Source organism: Streptomyces sp. S07_1.15 (assembly GCF_020739505.1).
In the GTDB taxonomy this organism is placed as follows: domain Bacteria; phylum Actinomycetota; class Actinomycetes; order Streptomycetales; family Streptomycetaceae; genus Streptomyces; species Streptomyces xinghaiensis.
Genome location: NZ_JAJBZK010000001.1, coordinates 116,301 through 131,435 on the forward strand (window position 1 = coordinate 116,301; position 15,135 = coordinate 131,435).

The 15,135-nt window shown below is 75.0% G+C and carries 14 protein-coding genes, 1 pseudogene and 1 riboswitch; of the genes and pseudogenes, 2 read left to right on the forward strand and 13 right to left on the reverse strand.

Going from position 1 to position 15,135, the window contains the following annotated elements; all coding sequences use genetic code 11:
• Positions 1–71: 71 nt before the first annotated feature.
• From LIX60_RS00535 to LIX60_RS00545, 3 genes are read right to left on the reverse strand one after another with little or no spacing between them, the layout of a single operon-like run.
• A complete protein-coding gene (locus tag LIX60_RS00535) occupies positions 72–1,328 on the reverse strand; it encodes a glucarate dehydratase family protein (protein WP_227956678.1) in 1,257 nt (418 codons plus the stop codon).
• Positions 1,325–2,269: a 5-dehydro-4-deoxyglucarate dehydratase gene (locus tag LIX60_RS00540; protein WP_227956679.1), complete on the reverse strand. Its 945-nt coding sequence runs from the start codon at positions 2,267–2,269 to the stop codon at positions 1,325–1,327. Before LIX60_RS00540 ends, LIX60_RS00535 begins: the two co-directional genes overlap by 4 nt.
• 55 nt (positions 2,270–2,324) lie before the next feature.
• Positions 2,325–3,842, reverse strand: a complete 1,518-nt coding sequence (locus LIX60_RS00545; RefSeq protein WP_227956680.1) for a sodium:solute symporter family protein — start codon at positions 3,840–3,842, stop codon at positions 2,325–2,327.
• A gap of 141 nt (positions 3,843–3,983) precedes the next feature.
• On the opposite strand from LIX60_RS00545, the gene LIX60_RS00550 reads away from it, so the two are divergent.
• Complete coding sequence (locus tag LIX60_RS00550) at positions 3,984–4,802, forward strand: IclR family transcriptional regulator (protein ID WP_227956681.1); 819 nt, start codon at positions 3,984–3,986, stop codon at positions 4,800–4,802.
• A gap of 120 nt (positions 4,803–4,922) precedes the next feature.
• Here the strand turns inward: LIX60_RS00550 and LIX60_RS00555 are convergent, their stop codons facing one another.
• From LIX60_RS00555 to LIX60_RS00590, 8 genes and pseudogenes are all read right to left on the reverse strand, one after another.
• A complete protein-coding gene (locus LIX60_RS00555) occupies positions 4,923–6,032 on the reverse strand; it encodes a S1 family peptidase (protein ID WP_227956682.1) in 1,110 nt (369 codons plus the stop codon).
• Between the two features lie 236 nt (positions 6,033–6,268).
• Positions 6,269–7,333, reverse strand: coding sequence for a hypothetical protein (locus LIX60_RS00560; RefSeq protein ID WP_227956683.1), 1,065 nt, complete (start codon positions 7,331–7,333; stop codon positions 6,269–6,271).
• Between the two features lie 92 nt (positions 7,334–7,425).
• Entirely contained in the window at positions 7,426–7,671 is a 246-nt protein-coding gene (locus LIX60_RS00565; RefSeq protein ID WP_227956684.1) for a DUF2277 domain-containing protein, read from the reverse strand.
• 114 nt (positions 7,672–7,785) lie between these two features.
• On the reverse strand, positions 7,786–8,838 hold the full coding sequence (locus LIX60_RS00570; RefSeq protein ID WP_227956685.1) for a phosphatidylinositol-specific phospholipase C domain-containing protein: 1,053 nt from the start codon (positions 8,836–8,838) through the stop codon (positions 7,786–7,788).
• Positions 8,839–9,407: 569 nt separating this feature from the next.
• A pseudogene (locus LIX60_RS00575) lies at positions 9,408–10,238 on the reverse strand (energy-coupling factor ABC transporter ATP-binding protein); the annotation flags it as partial.
• Complete coding sequence (cbiQ, locus tag LIX60_RS00580) at positions 10,235–10,984, reverse strand: cobalt ECF transporter T component CbiQ (protein WP_227956686.1); 750 nt, start codon at positions 10,982–10,984, stop codon at positions 10,235–10,237. The gene cbiQ and the pseudogene LIX60_RS00575, both read right to left, overlap by 4 nt.
• Positions 10,985–10,990: 6 nt before the next feature.
• Complete coding sequence (locus tag LIX60_RS00585) at positions 10,991–11,521, reverse strand: energy-coupling factor ABC transporter substrate-binding protein (RefSeq protein ID WP_227956687.1); 531 nt, start codon at positions 11,519–11,521, stop codon at positions 10,991–10,993.
• A complete protein-coding gene (locus LIX60_RS00590; protein WP_227956688.1) occupies positions 11,518–12,225 on the reverse strand; it encodes an energy-coupling factor ABC transporter permease in 708 nt (235 codons plus the stop codon). The genes LIX60_RS00585 and LIX60_RS00590 overlap by 4 nt, the downstream gene beginning before the upstream one ends.
• Before the next feature lie 28 nt (positions 12,226–12,253).
• A riboswitch (cobalamin riboswitch) is annotated at positions 12,254–12,446 on the reverse strand.
• Between the two features lie 231 nt (positions 12,447–12,677).
• On the opposite strand from LIX60_RS00590, the gene LIX60_RS00595 reads away from it, so the two are divergent.
• Positions 12,678–12,878: a hypothetical protein gene (locus LIX60_RS00595; protein ID WP_019708355.1), complete on the forward strand. Its 201-nt coding sequence runs from the start codon at positions 12,678–12,680 to the stop codon at positions 12,876–12,878.
• Positions 12,879–13,021: 143 nt separating this feature from the next.
• On the opposite strand, the gene LIX60_RS00600 is transcribed toward LIX60_RS00595, so the two are convergent.
• A complete protein-coding gene (locus LIX60_RS00600) occupies positions 13,022–13,435 on the reverse strand; it encodes an SH3 domain-containing protein (protein WP_227956689.1) in 414 nt (137 codons plus the stop codon).
• 125 nt (positions 13,436–13,560) lie between these two features.
• Positions 13,561–14,958 (reverse strand): hypothetical protein, encoded by a 1,398-nt coding sequence (locus tag LIX60_RS00605; RefSeq protein ID WP_374117769.1) that lies wholly within the window; start codon positions 14,956–14,958, stop codon positions 13,561–13,563.
• Between the last annotated feature and the right edge of the window lie 177 nt (positions 14,959–15,135).

A 15,135-nucleotide genomic window follows, 5' to 3' on the forward strand; every position in this document is an offset into this window, starting at 1 on the left:
CAAGCAGCCACCCGGCGGACGCCCCTCCCCCGCCGTGGGTGGCGCGGTGGGCCGGAGCCGCGGGCGCCGGGCTACCAGCGTTCCGTGTTGGGCTGGAAGCTCCTCACATAGCGGCGCATATAGCTCGCGTCGTCGCGCTTCCGCAGACCGCAGCGGAGGTAGTCCTCGTGGGCGCGGGCGAGGGCGTCCTCGTCCAGTTCGACGCCGAGTCCCGGCCCGTCGGGCACTCTGACGGCGCCGTCGCGGAATTCCAGGGTCCCGGGGACGATGACGTCGGTCTCCTTCCACGGCCAGTGGGTGTCGCAGGCGTAGCTGAGATGCGGGGTCGCGGCGGCCACGTGGACCATCGCGGCGAGGCTGATCCCGAGGTGGCTGTTGGAGTGCATGGACAGGCCGATGCCGAAGGACCGGCAGAGGACGGAGAGGGCCTGGGTGTCGCGCAGGCCGCCCCAGAAGTGGTGGTCGGAGAGGACGACGCCCACCGCTTTCGCCCGGATCGCCGGTTCGAGGTCCTCGAAGCGGACCACGCACATGTTGGTGGCGAGCGGCATGCCCGCCTCCTCGGCCACCCGCGCCATGCCCGCGATGCCGGGGGTGGGGTCCTCCAGGTATTCGAGGACGCCGTCCAGGGCGCGGGCCACTTCGATGGCGGTGTCGGGTTTCCAGGCGCCGTTGGGGTCGATGCGCAGCGGGTGGCCCGGGAAGGCCGCGGCGAGGGCCCGGATGCCCTCGGTCTCCTGCGCGGGCGGGAGGACACCGCCCTTGAGCTTGAGGGAGCGGAAGCCGTAGGTGTCCAGCATGTGCCGGGCCTCGCCGACGAGGGCTTCCGGGGTGAGCACCTCCCCCCAGTCGTCGGCCTCCGCGCCCAGGTGGGCGCCGTACTTGTAGAAGAGGTAGGCGGAGAACTCGGCCTCGTCCCGGGCCCGGCCGCCGAGCAGATCGCAGACCGGGCGGCCGAGGAGCCGCCCCTGGGCGTCGAGGGCGGCCACCTCGAAGAGCGAGTAGACGCTGGCGAGGGTCTTGCCGGTGGAGAATCCGCCGGTGAGGCCGTGCAGATCGGTGTACACGGTCTCGCCGACGACGCGCTCGACCGTCCGGCGCAGGCCCGGCAGGTCGAACACGTCCCAGCCGGTGAGCTGTTCGGCGACCCGGCGGGCCTGGGTGAGGAACGCCTCGTCGCCGTAGGACTCGCCGAGCCCGGTCACCCCGTCCTCGCCGACGAGCCGCAGCACGCTGCGCAGCGCGTACGGTTCGTGCACGCCCATGGCGTTGAGGAGTGGCGGGTCGGCGAAGGCGACGGGGGTGAGGAGGGCCTCCCGTATTCTCATCGGCCGCCCGCCTCCAGCCCGGCGAGGACGGCGAGGCCGTGGTCGATGATCCGCTCCAGCCGCCGGAGCTGGCCGCCGGTGGGCTCGGCGAGCGGCGGCCGGACCGGTCCCACCTTCTGGCCGCGCAGCCGGGCGGCGGCCTTGACCAGGGAGACGGCGAAGCCGGGGGTCTCGTCGCGGAGGGCCACCAGGGGCAGGTAGAAGCCGTTCAGCAGGGTGTCCATGGTGGAGCCGTCGCCCTCGGAGAGGGCTCGGTGGAAGCGCTGGGCGATCTCGGGTACGCAGCCGTGGACGGCGGAGGAGTAGCGCTCGACGCCGATGGCGGCGTAGGCGCGGGCGGACATCTCGGCGGTGGGCAGTCCGTTGAAGAAGAGGCAGTCCCGTCCCCGGCCGCCGGCGGCGCGGACCGCGGTGACGATGCGGCTCATCCGCTCGATGTCCCCGTGGCCGTCCTTGATGCCGGTCACGGAGGGGACGGAGAGCAGGGAGACCGCTGACTCCTCGGTGAGGACGCTGGTGGCGCGGTGGTAGACGATGAGCGGCACGCCGGTGCCGCCCGCCGCGTAGCGCACATGGGCGACGAGGCCGGCGGGCGGGCCGGTGACGAGGTACGGGGGCAGCAGCAGGACGCCGTCGGCCCCGGCCGCCGCGGCCGCCGCGACACCCGCGCGGGCGGTCGCGGCGCCGCCTCCGGCCCCGGCCCAGACGGGGACCCGCCCGCCGGCGACGTCGAGCGCCTTCCGTACCAGGGCGTTCAGCTCGTCCGGCGCGAGCGAGCTGAACTCGCCGGTGCCGCATCCGACGAACAGTGCTCCGGCGCCCGCCGCCACATGGAACTCGACATGGTCGGCGAAGGCGTCGAGGTTGAGTTCGAGGTCGTCGGTGAAGGGGGTGAACGGAAAGGCCAGCAGGCCGTTCAGTTCTGCGGTGGACTGCGTCATCGGGTCCGTTCTCTCCTCGGGTGGGTGTCCGGCCGGGCCGCGGGCCGGCCCTGCGTCATACGGCGACGACGGGGTCCTCGGACGAGCTCTCCGGGCCGCCGGTGCCCTCGTCCTTGCGTCCGGCCGTGTCGATGATCTCGTCCGCGCGCGCACTCGGTTCCGGCGCGAGCAGGCCGAGCCCGGAGTAGAGGACCAGCGACACCAGGATGGGCGCGGCGACAATGGTCGTCTGCGTGCTGTCGAGCACGTAGTAGACGAGCGCGTAGGTGCCCAGTCCGGCGGCCCAGGAGACCAGGGCCGCGCGGGAGCCGCAGCGGCGGAACCAGGGCAGCATGCCGAGCAGCAGCGGGATGGAGATCGGGCCCATCAGCGCGGCGACCCAGGAGACGACGATGGCCAGGACACCGCCGAGGTTCTTGGCCTGGGTGGCGACGATCATGCTGAGGGTGATGAAGGAGAAGGTGGCGATCCGCGCGGCCAGCAGCTTCTCGCTCGCCGAGAAGTCGCGCGCCCGGCGCCACATCACGGGGAGCATGTCGCGGGTGATGACGGAGGAGATGGCGTTGGCGTCGGAGGCGACCATCGCCATGGTGTGGGAGAAGAAGCCGGCCAGGACCAGGCCGACCATGCCGGCGGGCAGCAGGGTCGTGGTCATCACCGCGTAGGAGGTGGTGGGGTCCTCCAGGCCGGGGACGATCAGCGGCGCCGCGAACATCGGGATCATCAGGACGAACGGCCAGACCAGGTAGAGCGCGGAGGAGAGGACGGCGCCCCGGCGGGCGGCGTGGGTGCTCGGCGCGGCCATGTAGCGCTGCGCCAGGTTCCACATGCCGCCGTTGTACTCCAGGGTCTTCACCAGGATGTAGACCAGCAGGAAGACGGTGGTGTACTTGGAGGTGGTGGGGCTGAGGTGCCCCTCCGGCAGATCGCCCCAGAAGGTGAACAGGGAGGAGAATCCCCCGAGTTTGCCGAGCACGACCCAGAGCATGACGAGGCCGGCGAGCCCCTGGATGAGGAACTGCCCGAAGTCGGTGAGGGCGTCGGCCCAGAGCCCGCCCGCGGTGCAGTAGATCATGGTGACGGTGCCGGTGATGACGATGCCGAACACCAGCGGCACTCCGGCGAAGGAGTTCAGCAGCACCGCGACGGCGAACCACTTCGAGGCCACGTCGAAGACCTTGAGCAGACTGCCGCTCCAGGCGAGGGCCTGCTGGGTGGGAACGTTGTACCGGCGGGCCAGGTATTCGAGCGGCGAGGCGACGCCGAGCCGTGAGGCGAGCCGGTTCCAGCGGGCCGCGAAGAGCCAGCTGCCGATGCCGACCCCGATGCCGATGGTCGCGAAGGCCCAGAAGTAGACGGTGATGCCGTCGGTGTACGCGACGCCCGCGAAGGCGACGAACATGACCGCGCTGTAGCCCGACATGTGGTGCGAGATGCCCGCCAGCCACCAGGGCATTTTGCGGCCGGCGATGTAGAAGTCCCGGACGTTGCGGACCCTGCGGTGGGACCACCAGCCGATGCCCACCATCACCAGGAAGTACCCGCACACCATGATCCAGTCGAGTATGTGCACTGCAGCGACCCCTCTCAGATTTCACATATGTGAATGGAGTCACCCAGGCGGACAGAGTTCGCACACCTGAATGGCGTTCGGGGAAGCTAGTATGACGTGGATCACGTGTCAACGGTTCGGACAGAGGAACAGAGGAGCAGCATGCCGCGACCGACCGCCCTCCCCGGCGCCGCCCGCACCGGGCCGGCCGGGGGCAGACCGGAGCCGGCCGGGGTGAAGTCGGCCCGCCGGGCCATCGATCTCATCGAGACCTTCGCGGCGAACGACGACTGGCTGACGCTCGGCGCGCTCCACGCCGCGACCGGACTCCCGCGCTCCAGCCTCCACGGCCTGCTGCGCACCCTCCACGAGTCCGGCTGGCTGGAAACCGACGGCGGCGGCGGTTACCGGCTCGGGGTGCGGGCCCTCATCTGCGGCACCGCCTACCTCGACCGCGACCCCGTCATCCCGTACGCCACCGAGGCGCTGGAGACCGTCCGCGACAAGACCGGTTTCACCGCGCACTACGCGCGCCGCGACGGCGACCAGGTGGTCTATCTGGAGACGCGGGAATCGCGCCGTTCGGCCCATCTGGTCTCGCGGGTCGGCCGCACCCTGCCGGCGCACGCCACGGCTCTCGGCAAGGTACTGCTGGCCGAACTCACCCAGGACGAGATCGCCGGGCTGATGCCGGTCCCCCTGCCCGCGCTCACCCCGAACACCCTCACCACCCTGGAGGCCCTGGAGGCGGCCTGCGCGGAGACCCGGGAACGCGGTTACGGCCTGGAGACGGAGGAGGGCACGCCGGGTGTGCGCTGCGCCGCCGCGGTCATCCCGTACCGCATCCCGGCCACCGACGCGATCAGCTGTTCCATGCCGACCGACCAGGTCACCGAGGAAGCGGTCGCCGGGGTGGGCGAGTTGCTGACCGAGGTGGCCGGGGATCTGGGACGGCGGCTGCGGCGGGCCGGCATCCGCTGAACGCGGGCACCTCGGCCCCGCGCCACGCGCGGCACGCGGCGGACCCCGGCACGGGAGGAGTGCCGGGGTCCGGTGGCGGATGGCCGGTGCCGGTGTGCCGGGCGGCCGCGGGCGCGGGCGTCAGCCGATGGCCGCCCCGGTGGCCCGGAGCGCGCCGGTCACCGGCTGGTAGAACGTCGTGCCCCCGCCGGAGCAGTCGCCGATGCCCCCCGAGACCAGGCCGAGCGCCGCCGTCCCGGCGAACAGCGGTCCGCCGCTGTCCCCGGGCTCCGCGCACATGTCGGCCTCGATCAGCCCGTGCACCGTGCCCTCTTGGTAGTTGACGGTGGCGTCGAGGCCGGTGACCGCGCCCGACCGCAGCCCGGAGGTGCTGCCGCCGCGCCGCGCCCGCTGGCCCACCACCGGGTCGGCGGCCCGGGTGATCCGCTGCGTCCGCCCCCGGGACAGGCCGACCAGGCTGGGGCTCGTGACGCTCGAGGAGGTGAGGCGGACGAGCGCGTAGTCCTCACCGGGGAACCGGGCCTGCGCGACCACTCCGATCCGCGGGCCGCCCCGGGAGGCGGACCAGCGCGCGCCCTCGCCGCCGCAGTGTCCGGCGGTCAGGAAGTGGGGCCTGCCGTCGACGGTCACGTTGAACCCCAGTGAACAGCGCTCCCGCTCGGTCCAGACGGGGTCACCGCCCACGAGGAACGGCGTGAACTCGCTGTCCGTGCGCTCGAGAACGGCCATCGCGCCGAACCGGCCGACGACGCCCTCCAGCCGGTCGAGGCGTGCCCCGGTGACGGTGCGGTCGGCGGTGACGACGACCTTGTTCAGCCGGGGATCGGCCGACCAGGCCGTCCCCGGCATCGCGGCCTCCTCGCGCAGGGCCGCGCGTACGGCGTCGAGTTCGGCAAGGGAGTGCCGTACCGTCCTCGCCTCGGCACCGGCCGCGCGCACCGTGTCCGCCGCGCCGTCGGTGAGGACGTTGACCACGAGCCGCCCGCTCCCCGCCTCGTAGTAGGCGCCCGCGGCCTCCTTCCCCAGCCGGGTGGTGAGCCGGGCCGAGAGTTCCCCGGCGGCGGCCGGGGTGATCACGGCCGGCGCGGGGCGGGGAACGGCGGCGCCGGCCTGCGGGAGGGCCGGCGCCGTGAGGGCGAGGAGCGCGGCGCCCGCGCCCGCGAGCACGGCGGGGGTCCGGGAGCGGCGGGTCCGGTGGCGCCGGGCCGGCCGGGGGGTACGGTGCTTCAACTCACTGCCTCCTGTGGGGGACGGGCCCGGCAGCGGGGACACGCACGGGCCCAGAGGGGGTTGGTGCGCGCAGGGGGACGGCAGCCCCGCGCACCCGAGGGCCCGCCGTACACCCGATCCTGGCGCAGCACCGCACCCGCCGCGCTGCCCCGGTGTCAAACGGGTGATCAGCTCCCCCGCCGGGAGGGGACGGTGTGCGCGGACCGGCCCACTACGGCTTCCGGCCCGGCCCCGCTCTACGAGGGTGCGCCCGGACGCCGCCGGCCGCGCCGGCCGGGAGGCCGCGCCGGGTCCGGGGCGAGCCGGTCGGCCTCGGCCCGGTCCGCCTCGGCCCGTGCCGCCTCGGCCCGCTTCCGGTCCCGTTCGGCCGCCTGCCGCGCCCGCTGCGCCGGGCCGCGGGCCGCCCGCTCGGCGCGTTCCGCGGCCGAGAGCGAACGTTTCGCCCGCCGCAGCTCCTCCGTGAGCCCGTGCACCTGCTCGCGCGCCTCCCGCAACCGCCGCCGTGCGGCGGCGAGTTCCCGCTCGGCGACGGTGGCCTCCTCCGCACTGCCGCGCGCGGCACGGGCCAGTTCCTCGGCCTCTCCGCGCGCCTTCCTCAGCCGCTGCCGCCGTTCGCGGTCCGCCCGCTCCTGGGCCCGGGCCCGTTCCGTTATGTCGGTGACCGAAGCCCGCCGTTCCCTCTCGTCCGGGCCGTCCGGGCCGTCCGCGTCATCCGCCCCCGTGCCGGCCCGGTCCCCACCGGCTCCGCCGCCCGCCGTGCGCCGGCCGGACCCGGGCTCGCGGGCGGCGGGCGCCGCGGACGGCGGACGCAGCTGGAGGACGGTGGCCTCGGGGAGCACGCCGAATCCCGACGGCGGCGGGAAGGCCCTCGTCAGCCGGCCCCGGGCCATGTCCCGGGCCGCGTCGGGGTCGGCGAGGGCCGCGTGCACGGTGTCCTCCACCTCGCGCAGCACGGCGTCCGACACCGGCCGGCCGGCGTCCGCGGTGAGCTGGCCGGCCCGCCGGGCCAGCGCGGCCACCAACTGCCGCTGCTGGCCGATGAGTTCCCGTAACCGGCCGCCACCGGCCGGCTGCTGGTGCGCGGTGCGCAGCTCCGCCCCCAGCCGCAGCAGCAGTTCGGTCCGCGACCGGTCCTCACGGACCAGCAGGTTGACGGCCCAGGCAGCCAGGGACGGGCGGCGCAGGGCACGGATCGCGCCGCGCTCGCCCCGGGGCGCGGCGGCGGCGGCCCGGTCGCGGGCCGCGATGAACTCTCCCGGAGGCAGCGCGTAGAGCTCTTCGGCCAGCTCGTCGACACCCATGCGGACATGGTCTCAGGACGGGACGGATTTCGGCCGATCTCCCCTGGCCGGTTCTGGACAGCCGGGGCCCCCGCGGGCTGCCCGGCCGCCGGTCAGCGGGACGGCGGGGTCTTCCCGCCGCCCGGGGCGGTGCGGCCGCGGACCTCCAGGGCGTCGAGGAGGTCGCGGGTGGCGGCGGCCACCGCCTCGACGGCCTCGTCGAACGCGGCCCGGTTGTGCGCCGCCGGGGCGCGGAAGCCGGAGATCTTCCGCACGTACTGCAGGGCGGCGGCCCGGACGTCGTCCTCCCCGGCGTCCTCGGTGTACGGCGGGCGGAGGGTCTTGATGCTGCGGCACATGGCTCCAGTGTGCGCCTGCCGGGGCCCGCCGGCGCGGCTTCCGTGAGGATCGTCCGGAGGCCGCGCCGGCGCGCCCGGCCGGGGCGGGGCCGGCGCGGCCGTGACCCGCCGCGCTCAGCCCCGGGGGACGACCAGGGACAGCACCTGCGGCAGCGGGTACCAGTCGGAGGTGACGATGCTGGCGTGCCGGGAGGCGAGCGTCGTCACCCGGTCCCGGGCCTCCGCCTCGGAGGGGTTGACGGCGTCGATGGCGGGGGCGACGGCGTGCGCCGCGGTCATGATCAGCAGATAGTGCCGCTGGTCGTACCAGGCCGTGTCGATGGCGCCTCCGGCGTAGTCGCCCGCGTTGCCGTCGAAGACGACGAACCAGGGGCGCAGTGACGCGTCGCCGTAGCGGCCGGTGCGCGGGTCGCCGGCCTCGGCGTGGTGGACGGCGGGGAAGGCTCCGGCCCGGTCGAGGGTGCCGGCGGCGGCGAGATCGCGGAGGTGTGTGGCGTATTCGCGGTCGGTCCACAGGGAGTCGAGGGGGTTCCCCTCCTCGACGGTCCCGGGGATGAGCTCGACCAGGAACCTGCCCGCGAGTTCGTCCCGGCCGGGCCAGCCGTCGGCCCGGACCGCGTCGTCCAGGGTGGCGTGGCCGCCGCGGACGTCGGCGGGGCGGAGCAGGGCGTCGCCGAGCTTCTCGCCGAGCAGGGCGTCGAACTCGTCCGGTCCCCGGCCGCGGTTGTCGGCGAAGCCGTCCTTCATCTCCACCTTGAGCACGACCGGTCGGTGGCCGGGGTTCGCGTCGTGCCAGGCGCGGATGTCGGCGAGGCAGCCAGCGAGGCTCTGGTTGCGCGGCTTGGTGCGCAGTTCCGCGGCGGAGGCGGCGTTCTCGCAGTTGTTGTCATTGCCGAACGGGTTCTCGTGGGAGACCCGCCAGCCAGCGCCCGCGGCGTTGGTCCAGACGTCGAGTTCCAGCAGCGAGGCGCCGGAGTCGAGGGCGTCGGCGAAGTACCGGTACTTCGCCTTCTCGTACGCGTTGTGCACGCCCACGGAGGTGGTGGCCGAGTAGGACGGACCCGCGGCCCGGGGGCTTCCCGGCGCCGCTTCGGCCGCCGCGGGGAGGGAGGCCAGGAGTGCCGCGGCGGCGGCCGCCGTGAGGGCACCGGTACGGATTCTGCTCATGCTGCGTACCCGCCTGTCGGAGTGAGGGGTGGTCAGGTACACGACAGGCTAGGGGTGTTGCGCGAGGGGCGGCAGAGGGCCGTCCGCTTCCGCCGGGCTGTTCCCCCGGCCGTCACGGCCGGGCCGCTCTCCGCCCGCCGGCTGTTTCCCCCCGGCCCCCGGCCCCGGCCCCGGCACGGCGGGGCACGGCCGCGCCGCCTCCCGTCCCCGCCGCCGGTACGGCTGTCGGCAGCCGGGCCCCGCGCCGGGGCACCGGCCGCTCCCCCGGCCCTCCGCCCCCGCTTCGGGCCCCGGGGCCCGGGCCGTCGGGATTCACCCGCGCCGGACCACGCCGCCACGGCCCTCGGCTGCGGCGGTCCCTCCCGGACCGCCCCGTGGACGGCCGCTCAGTCCGGTACGGCGGCCCCGGCCCCGCCCGGCGGCGCGCCCGGCCCGGGGCCGCGGGCGGCGGCGTTCTCCCGTCCCGACTCCCCTCCCGACTCCCCTCCCGGCTCCCCTCCCGGCTCCCGTCCGGGCCGGGAACCCCCTCCCGCGTCCGCCTCCGGGCGCGCGTCCGCCGTCGCGTCCCCGGCGGCCCACCACAGCAGTTCCTCCGCCGTCCGGGGGCCCCGCGCCGCCCCGTCCAGCAGCCCGTGGGCGCGCAGCACCCGGGCCGCCGCCTGCCCCCAGGGCCGGCGCAGCCCCGCCGCGGCCAGCAGCCCGCCGTCGGCGAGCAGCCGGTGGGCGGGCCCGGTGCGCGGGCCGTCCGGGGTGAGGATCGCGGCGTCGTCCGCCCAGCGCAGCGCGAGGTCCACGTCGTGGGTGGCCATGACGACGGTGGTGCCGGAGGCCCGCAGCCCGGCCAGGACCTCCAGGAGCTGCTCCTGGCCGTGCGGGTCGAGCCCCGCGGTCGGTTCGTCGAGGACGAGGATCCGGGGCCGCATCGCCACCGCCCCGGCGATGGCGGCCCGCTTGCGCTGGCCGTAGGAGAGCAGATGGGTGGGACGGTCGCGGAGCGCGGTGATGCCGAGCGCCGCGAGGGCCTCCGTCACCCGCCGCGCGACCTCCTCCTCCGGCAGCCCCAGGTTCACCGGTCCGAACGACACGTCCTGCCCCACGGAAGCGGCGAAGAGCTGGTCGTCGGGGTCCTGGAGGACGAGTTGCACGGAGGTGCGCAGCCGGGTCAGCGCGGCCCGGCCGCGGCCGACCGGGGTGCCGTCCAGGCGGAGTTCCCCGGCCGAGGGCCGCAGGCCGCCGCTGAGCAGCCGCAGCAGGGTGGTCTTGCCGCTGCCGTTGCGGCCGAGCAGGGCCAGGGCACGGCCGGGGCGGACCGCGAAGGTGACCCCGGTGAGCACCGGGGGGCCGTTCTCGTACGCGTATCCGGCGTCGACGAGTTCCACCACGGGCGGTACGGCGGTCACAACAGCAGCCTTTCGAGGACGAGGGTGGCCGCCGCCAGCGCGGCGAGCAGCAGGACGGACCCGGTGACGAAGGGCCGGGACACGGGGGCGCCGGTGACGAGGACACGGAGCGTCCCGTCGTAGCCGCGCCCCGCGAGCCCGTCCTGCATCCGCGCGGCGCGCGAGAAGGCGCGCAGGAAGACCGTCGCCCCCTGCCCGGCCAGCGAGCGCCAGGCGGCGGCGCGCGTGGTGTGGCCCAGGCGCGCGGCCTGGGCCTGCCGCACCTGCGCGAGGGTGTCCAGCAGGAGGAAGGTGATGCGGTAGGTCACCAGCGCGACGTCGGTCACGGCGGGGGGCACGCCGGCCCGGGACAGACGCGGCAGCAGATCCGACAGCGGTGTGGTGAAGGCGAACAGCAGGACGCCCAGCGAGGCGGCCGAGGTGCGCAGCAGCAGCTGCCCGGCCTGCGCGGGGCCGTCCGGTGCGAGGGACAGCAGGCCGCGCTCCCCGCCCAGTTGGACGAGGAGCGGCAGCGCGCCGGTGACGCAGAAGCCGAGCGGCACCCGGTACGCCCGCCAGAGCCGGCGCGGCGGCACCCGGGCCGGGCCGAGCAGTGCGGTGAGCGCGACGGCGGCGATGAGCGGCGCCCCCGGCCAGGGCGGCAGGCTCACCGCCAGGACGGTCAGGCCGAGGGCGAGGACCGCCTTGTCCAGGGGGTGGCGGCGGCGCCAGCGACTGCTGTGCGCCGCCGCGTCGATGGGCAGCACGCGGGGCTACGCGGCCGGGCGGCCGCCGGGACCGGACGGCCCCCCGCCGCCCCGTTCGCCGGACGCGGGCGCCGGGGCGTTCCCGGCACCGCCCGGGTCCCCGCCGGCCGGTGGCGCCTCCGCGGCCGCCCCCGCGTCAGGGCGCGCGCCGCCCCCCGGTTTCCCGGTACCCGCCGTCCGGGCCGTGCCCGCCGCGGCGGTACCGGGACCGGCCGTTCCCGCCGCTTCGCCGGCGGCCCGCGCCTCCCCCTGCCGGCGTCCCCGGCGCAGCCCGAGGCAGTAAGCCAGCACCCCGGCGCCGATCGCGGCCTGGAGGGCGAAGAGCGCCGACTCCACTTCCGCCGACGGGGGTTCGTAGAGCGGGGCGAACCAGGGTTCGTAGCCCGGCCGGAGTTCCTCGACCGCCGTCTCGGCCTGCGCGTCACTGCCGGTGAAGGGCTCCTCCATGCCGTCGCCGAGTCCCAGGACGAGCGGGAGGGCGGCCAGGACGGCGACAACGGCCAGCAGCAGCAGGTTGGTCCGGGTGTTCCGGCTCATCGGGTCACCGCCTCCTCGGACCGCTCCGGCCGGCGGCCGCCGGGGGCCGTCCGCACACCGAGCCGGGCCAGGGCGGTCCCGTCGGCCTGGCCCAGCAGCCGGATCACCAGCACGGTGAGGATGCCCTCGCTGACGGCGAGGGGGATCTGGGTGACGGCGAAGACGGAGCCGAACTTGGCCAGGGCGCCGGGCAGTCCGGTGGCCGGGTCCGGGAACGCCAGGGCGAGCTGGACGCTGGTGACGCAGTAGGTGCTCAGATCGGCGGTGAAGGCACCGGCGAACACGGCGGCGGCGAGCGGCGCGCCGAGTCCCCTCACCAGCCGGTAGGCGGCGTACCCGGCCCACGGGCCCACCACGGCCATGGAGAAGACGTTGGCGCCCAGGGTGGTGAGCCCGCCGTGCGCCAGCAGCAGGGCCTGGAAGAGCAGGGTGATGGTGCCGAGCACCGCCATGACCGGCGGCCGGAACAGGATGGCACCGAGCCCGGTGCCGGTGGGGTGCGAGCAACTGCCCGTCACGGAGGGGATCTTCAGCGCGGACAGGACGAAGGTGAAGGCACCGGAGGCACCGAGCAGCAGGGTGTTCTCCGGATTCTTCCTCACCTCGCGGCTCAGCGACCGTACGCCGTGGAGGACGAAGGGGGCGGCGGCGGCGCTCCAGGCGACCGCGTGCCAGGGGGGCAGGTAGCCCTCGGCTATATGCATGGGAAAGCGGACCTCTCCAGCACCTCGTGGATGGACGACGCGCCCTGGCCGGTCTCCTGGCTTACGGGTCATGCCGCCCGGACTCCGCCTTCCCGGGTGCCGCGGCGCTCCGCGGCATCCCAGTGGCTCCCAGAGGGTGGAACCGGACTTCCCGATCACAGTGGCGAGGGCCGCACCGGTTCTTCACCGGTTTCCCGTGCACCAAGGCCCTGTGACAGTAGTGCGCCGCGCGCGAGGAGGACAAGCCGGTCACCCTGCGGTACATCCCACACCGGACGGCGCACGGGAGCACGGCGCCACCCGGCTCCGCGGGCGGGGCGCCGGGGCAGCGGGTGAGCCGGCGCCCTTCGAAGGGCGACTGCCGGAGTGGTTCATACCGTTTCACGCCTTTTACCCCGGATACCCGTCCGGCGTCGGCGGGCCCTGCCCGCATTACCGAGGAGGTGACGGCCATGCCGGAGCCCGGCAGCAAGAAGTACGACCGGAAACGGGCGAAGCTGCGCAAGGAGGCCGAGGACAGCGGAGTATCCGACCAGCAGGCCACCAAGGCGGCGGACAAGACCCTCCAGAAGGACCCGTCCATGCGCAGCCGGGGCCCGCGGACCACGCGCGGCCTCGGGCCGAAGGGAGAGCGGCCGGAGAGCCTCGGCTGACGGCCGCGGACCCTGCGGCGGACCGCCCCGGGCGGCACTGGGCGGCACCGCGGCGGCCGGCGGAACGGCGGCGGGCCCGGTCCCGGCGGACTGCCTCCGCCGGGACCGGGCCCTTTCTCACACCCGGGTGTGAAGAGGTGGGGTCACCCCTTCGCCATACGGGCCTTCCTGCTGTTGGTCAGCGGGTGGTGGTGACGGTCGACGTCCTTGCACCACTTCACATAACCGTGAACGTGCACGTACTTCCCGCTCACCCAGGCTTCCTTGTGCCGCAGGTGGTACCAGATGGGGTCGCCGTGGATCAGCTGGGCGCGCACCTTGCACTTGATGCCGATCCGGTCGTGCCGGTGGAGCTGGCCCACCACCGAGGAGTCGGTGCTGGGGTACTGCCGCTCGTTGAGCGTCCCGGCCTTGACGACCCCGTACGGCTTGTGCGGATGGTTCTGCGAGTCGGCCTGGACGGATGTCGCGCCGAGCAGCGAACCGCCGACCAGAAGGGCCGAGGCGGCGGCACCGGCCGCGAGTCCCGCGGAGCGGGACCTGAGCGTGTGGAACATGGGCAACTCCTGTTCTGCCAGGAATGTGACAAGGCGTCGCTTTCCGTTCGCACCGGGCATGAAACCAAAAAGGCGGCAAGGTCCCCCTCGGGGGCGATACCGGTCAACACCCGGGCGACGTCTCGTCACCAACCCGTAAGCAGAACGTGGTTGAGAAAGAGCGCTGTCGCCGCCTGGAGCACCAGCCAGCGGCGGTGGTGGCGGGCCGGGAGGAGAGCGGCGGCCGGGAGGAGCCAGAGGGCGAAGGGCAGCCAGATCCGTTCCGTCTCGGCCTTGCTCATCCCGGAGAGGTCGGCCGCCGCGATCATGCAGAGGCCCGCCAGGGCCAGGAGCACGACACCGCAGGCGTCCAGCGAGCGCCCCGACCGCAGCCGGCGGGCCGTCTCGGCGGTGGCGGCCAGGGCGCGGCGCAGCCCGGCGACGGAGGCGGCCCCGGCGATGACGACCGCGTTGGCGAGGTTGCCGAAGAACCAGTAGCTGTACGGGCGGATCCGGGCCACTCCCTGGTAGTAGCGGGTGACCAGCAGGTCGTAGCCCTCGTACCACCAGAAGCCGGCCGCGGTGAACGCGGCGGTGACCGCGGCCACCCCGGCGAGTGCGGGGAGCAGCGGGCGCACGGTCCGGCCGTGCAGCAGGACGGCGGCCGCAGGGATCACCATCAGCACCAGCCCGTACGAGAGATGGACGGTGAGGCCGAGCAGCAGCCCTGCGGCCAGCGCGGTCGCCGCAGGACGGCGCGCCGCCGGACGGCACGCCAGGGCGAGCAGGGCGATCCCCCAGGCGGCGACGGCCGAGAAGTAGGCGTCCGCGGAGACACCCGCCCAGACCGCCGCCGGGGCGAGCACGGCGAACGGCGCGGCCCGGCGCGCCCACCGCTCCCCCGCCACGGCACGCAGCGTCACCAGGACGGCCGCGGCGGCCGAGCTGCCCGCGATCAGCACCCACACGGCGGCCCAGGCGCCACCGCCGAGCCCGATGCGGTCGAGGCCGACGAAGGTGAGCACGGCGCCCGGCGGATGGCCCGCCACATGGGCGGGCCAGTAGTCGGGCGAGGTGAGCAGGATGTGGTCGGTGAAGGTGCGCACGGCCGCGGCCGGGTCGGCGGCGATGCGGTCGACGGCGAGCAGGTACTCGTGCTTGGCGGTGAGCCGGCCGGCGACACCGCGCCGCCAGCCGTCGATCAGCGCCAGCGACAGCGTCCAGGCCAGCGAGGCCGCCCAGGTCAGGAGCAGCAGCCGGCGCCAGGGCAGCCGGCGGGCGAGCACCGGGCCGTAGGCGACGACGGCGGCCGCCACGGCGGGTGCCGCGACCGTGCCGGGGCCCGCGTGCGGCATCCAGTGCGCGTAGAGCGGCGGCCACTCGACGTACAGGACGTCCACGGAGCGCTGGATCAGGATGCCGGCGACGGCGACCGCGGCGACGAAGAGGGCGGCGGCGGCCGCGGTGAGGAGGTCCGCGCGGGCGGCGGACCGCCGCGGGCGCAGACGCTCGCGGCCGGGCGCGGGGGTGCGGAGGTGGGTCACGCCGTCACGCTAGGGGCCGCTCCGGCGCGTACGGCCGGACACACGCCCGGTGTCACCGTTCCGTCAGATCCTCACCGCCCCCGGTGTGATGTCAGCGTTTCGTCATGGCCGGAGCGGGGTTCCGGGGGGCGGCCCGGCCTACGGTCGTGGACGGCGGACGCGGGCCTCCTGCGCGCG

Excerpts from the sequence above, each read along its gene's own strand:
- LIX60_RS00535 (WP_227956678.1), bottom strand. The coding sequence starts at position 1,328 with ATGAGAATACGGGAGGCCCTCCTCACCCCCGTCGCCTTCGCCGACCCG.
- LIX60_RS00540 (WP_227956679.1), bottom strand. The coding sequence starts at position 2,269 with ATGACGCAGTCCACCGCAGAACTGAACGGCCTGCTGGCCTTTCCGTTC.
- LIX60_RS00550 (WP_227956681.1), top strand. The coding sequence starts at position 3,984 with ATGCCGCGACCGACCGCCCTCCCCGGCGCCGCCCGCACCGGGCCGGCC.
- LIX60_RS00560 (WP_227956683.1), bottom strand. The coding sequence starts at position 7,333 with ATGGGTGTCGACGAGCTGGCCGAAGAGCTCTACGCGCTGCCTCCGGGA.
- LIX60_RS00565 (WP_227956684.1), bottom strand. The coding sequence starts at position 7,671 with ATGTGCCGCAGCATCAAGACCCTCCGCCCGCCGTACACCGAGGACGCC.
- LIX60_RS00570 (WP_227956685.1), bottom strand. The coding sequence starts at position 8,838 with ATGAGCAGAATCCGTACCGGTGCCCTCACGGCGGCCGCCGCCGCGGCA.
- LIX60_RS00585 (WP_227956687.1), bottom strand. The coding sequence starts at position 11,521 with ATGAGCCGGAACACCCGGACCAACCTGCTGCTGCTGGCCGTTGTCGCC.
- LIX60_RS00590 (WP_227956688.1), bottom strand. The coding sequence starts at position 12,225 with ATGCATATAGCCGAGGGCTACCTGCCCCCCTGGCACGCGGTCGCCTGG.
- LIX60_RS00595 (WP_019708355.1), top strand. The coding sequence starts at position 12,678 with ATGCCGGAGCCCGGCAGCAAGAAGTACGACCGGAAACGGGCGAAGCTG.
- LIX60_RS00600 (WP_227956689.1), bottom strand. The coding sequence starts at position 13,435 with ATGTTCCACACGCTCAGGTCCCGCTCCGCGGGACTCGCGGCCGGTGCC.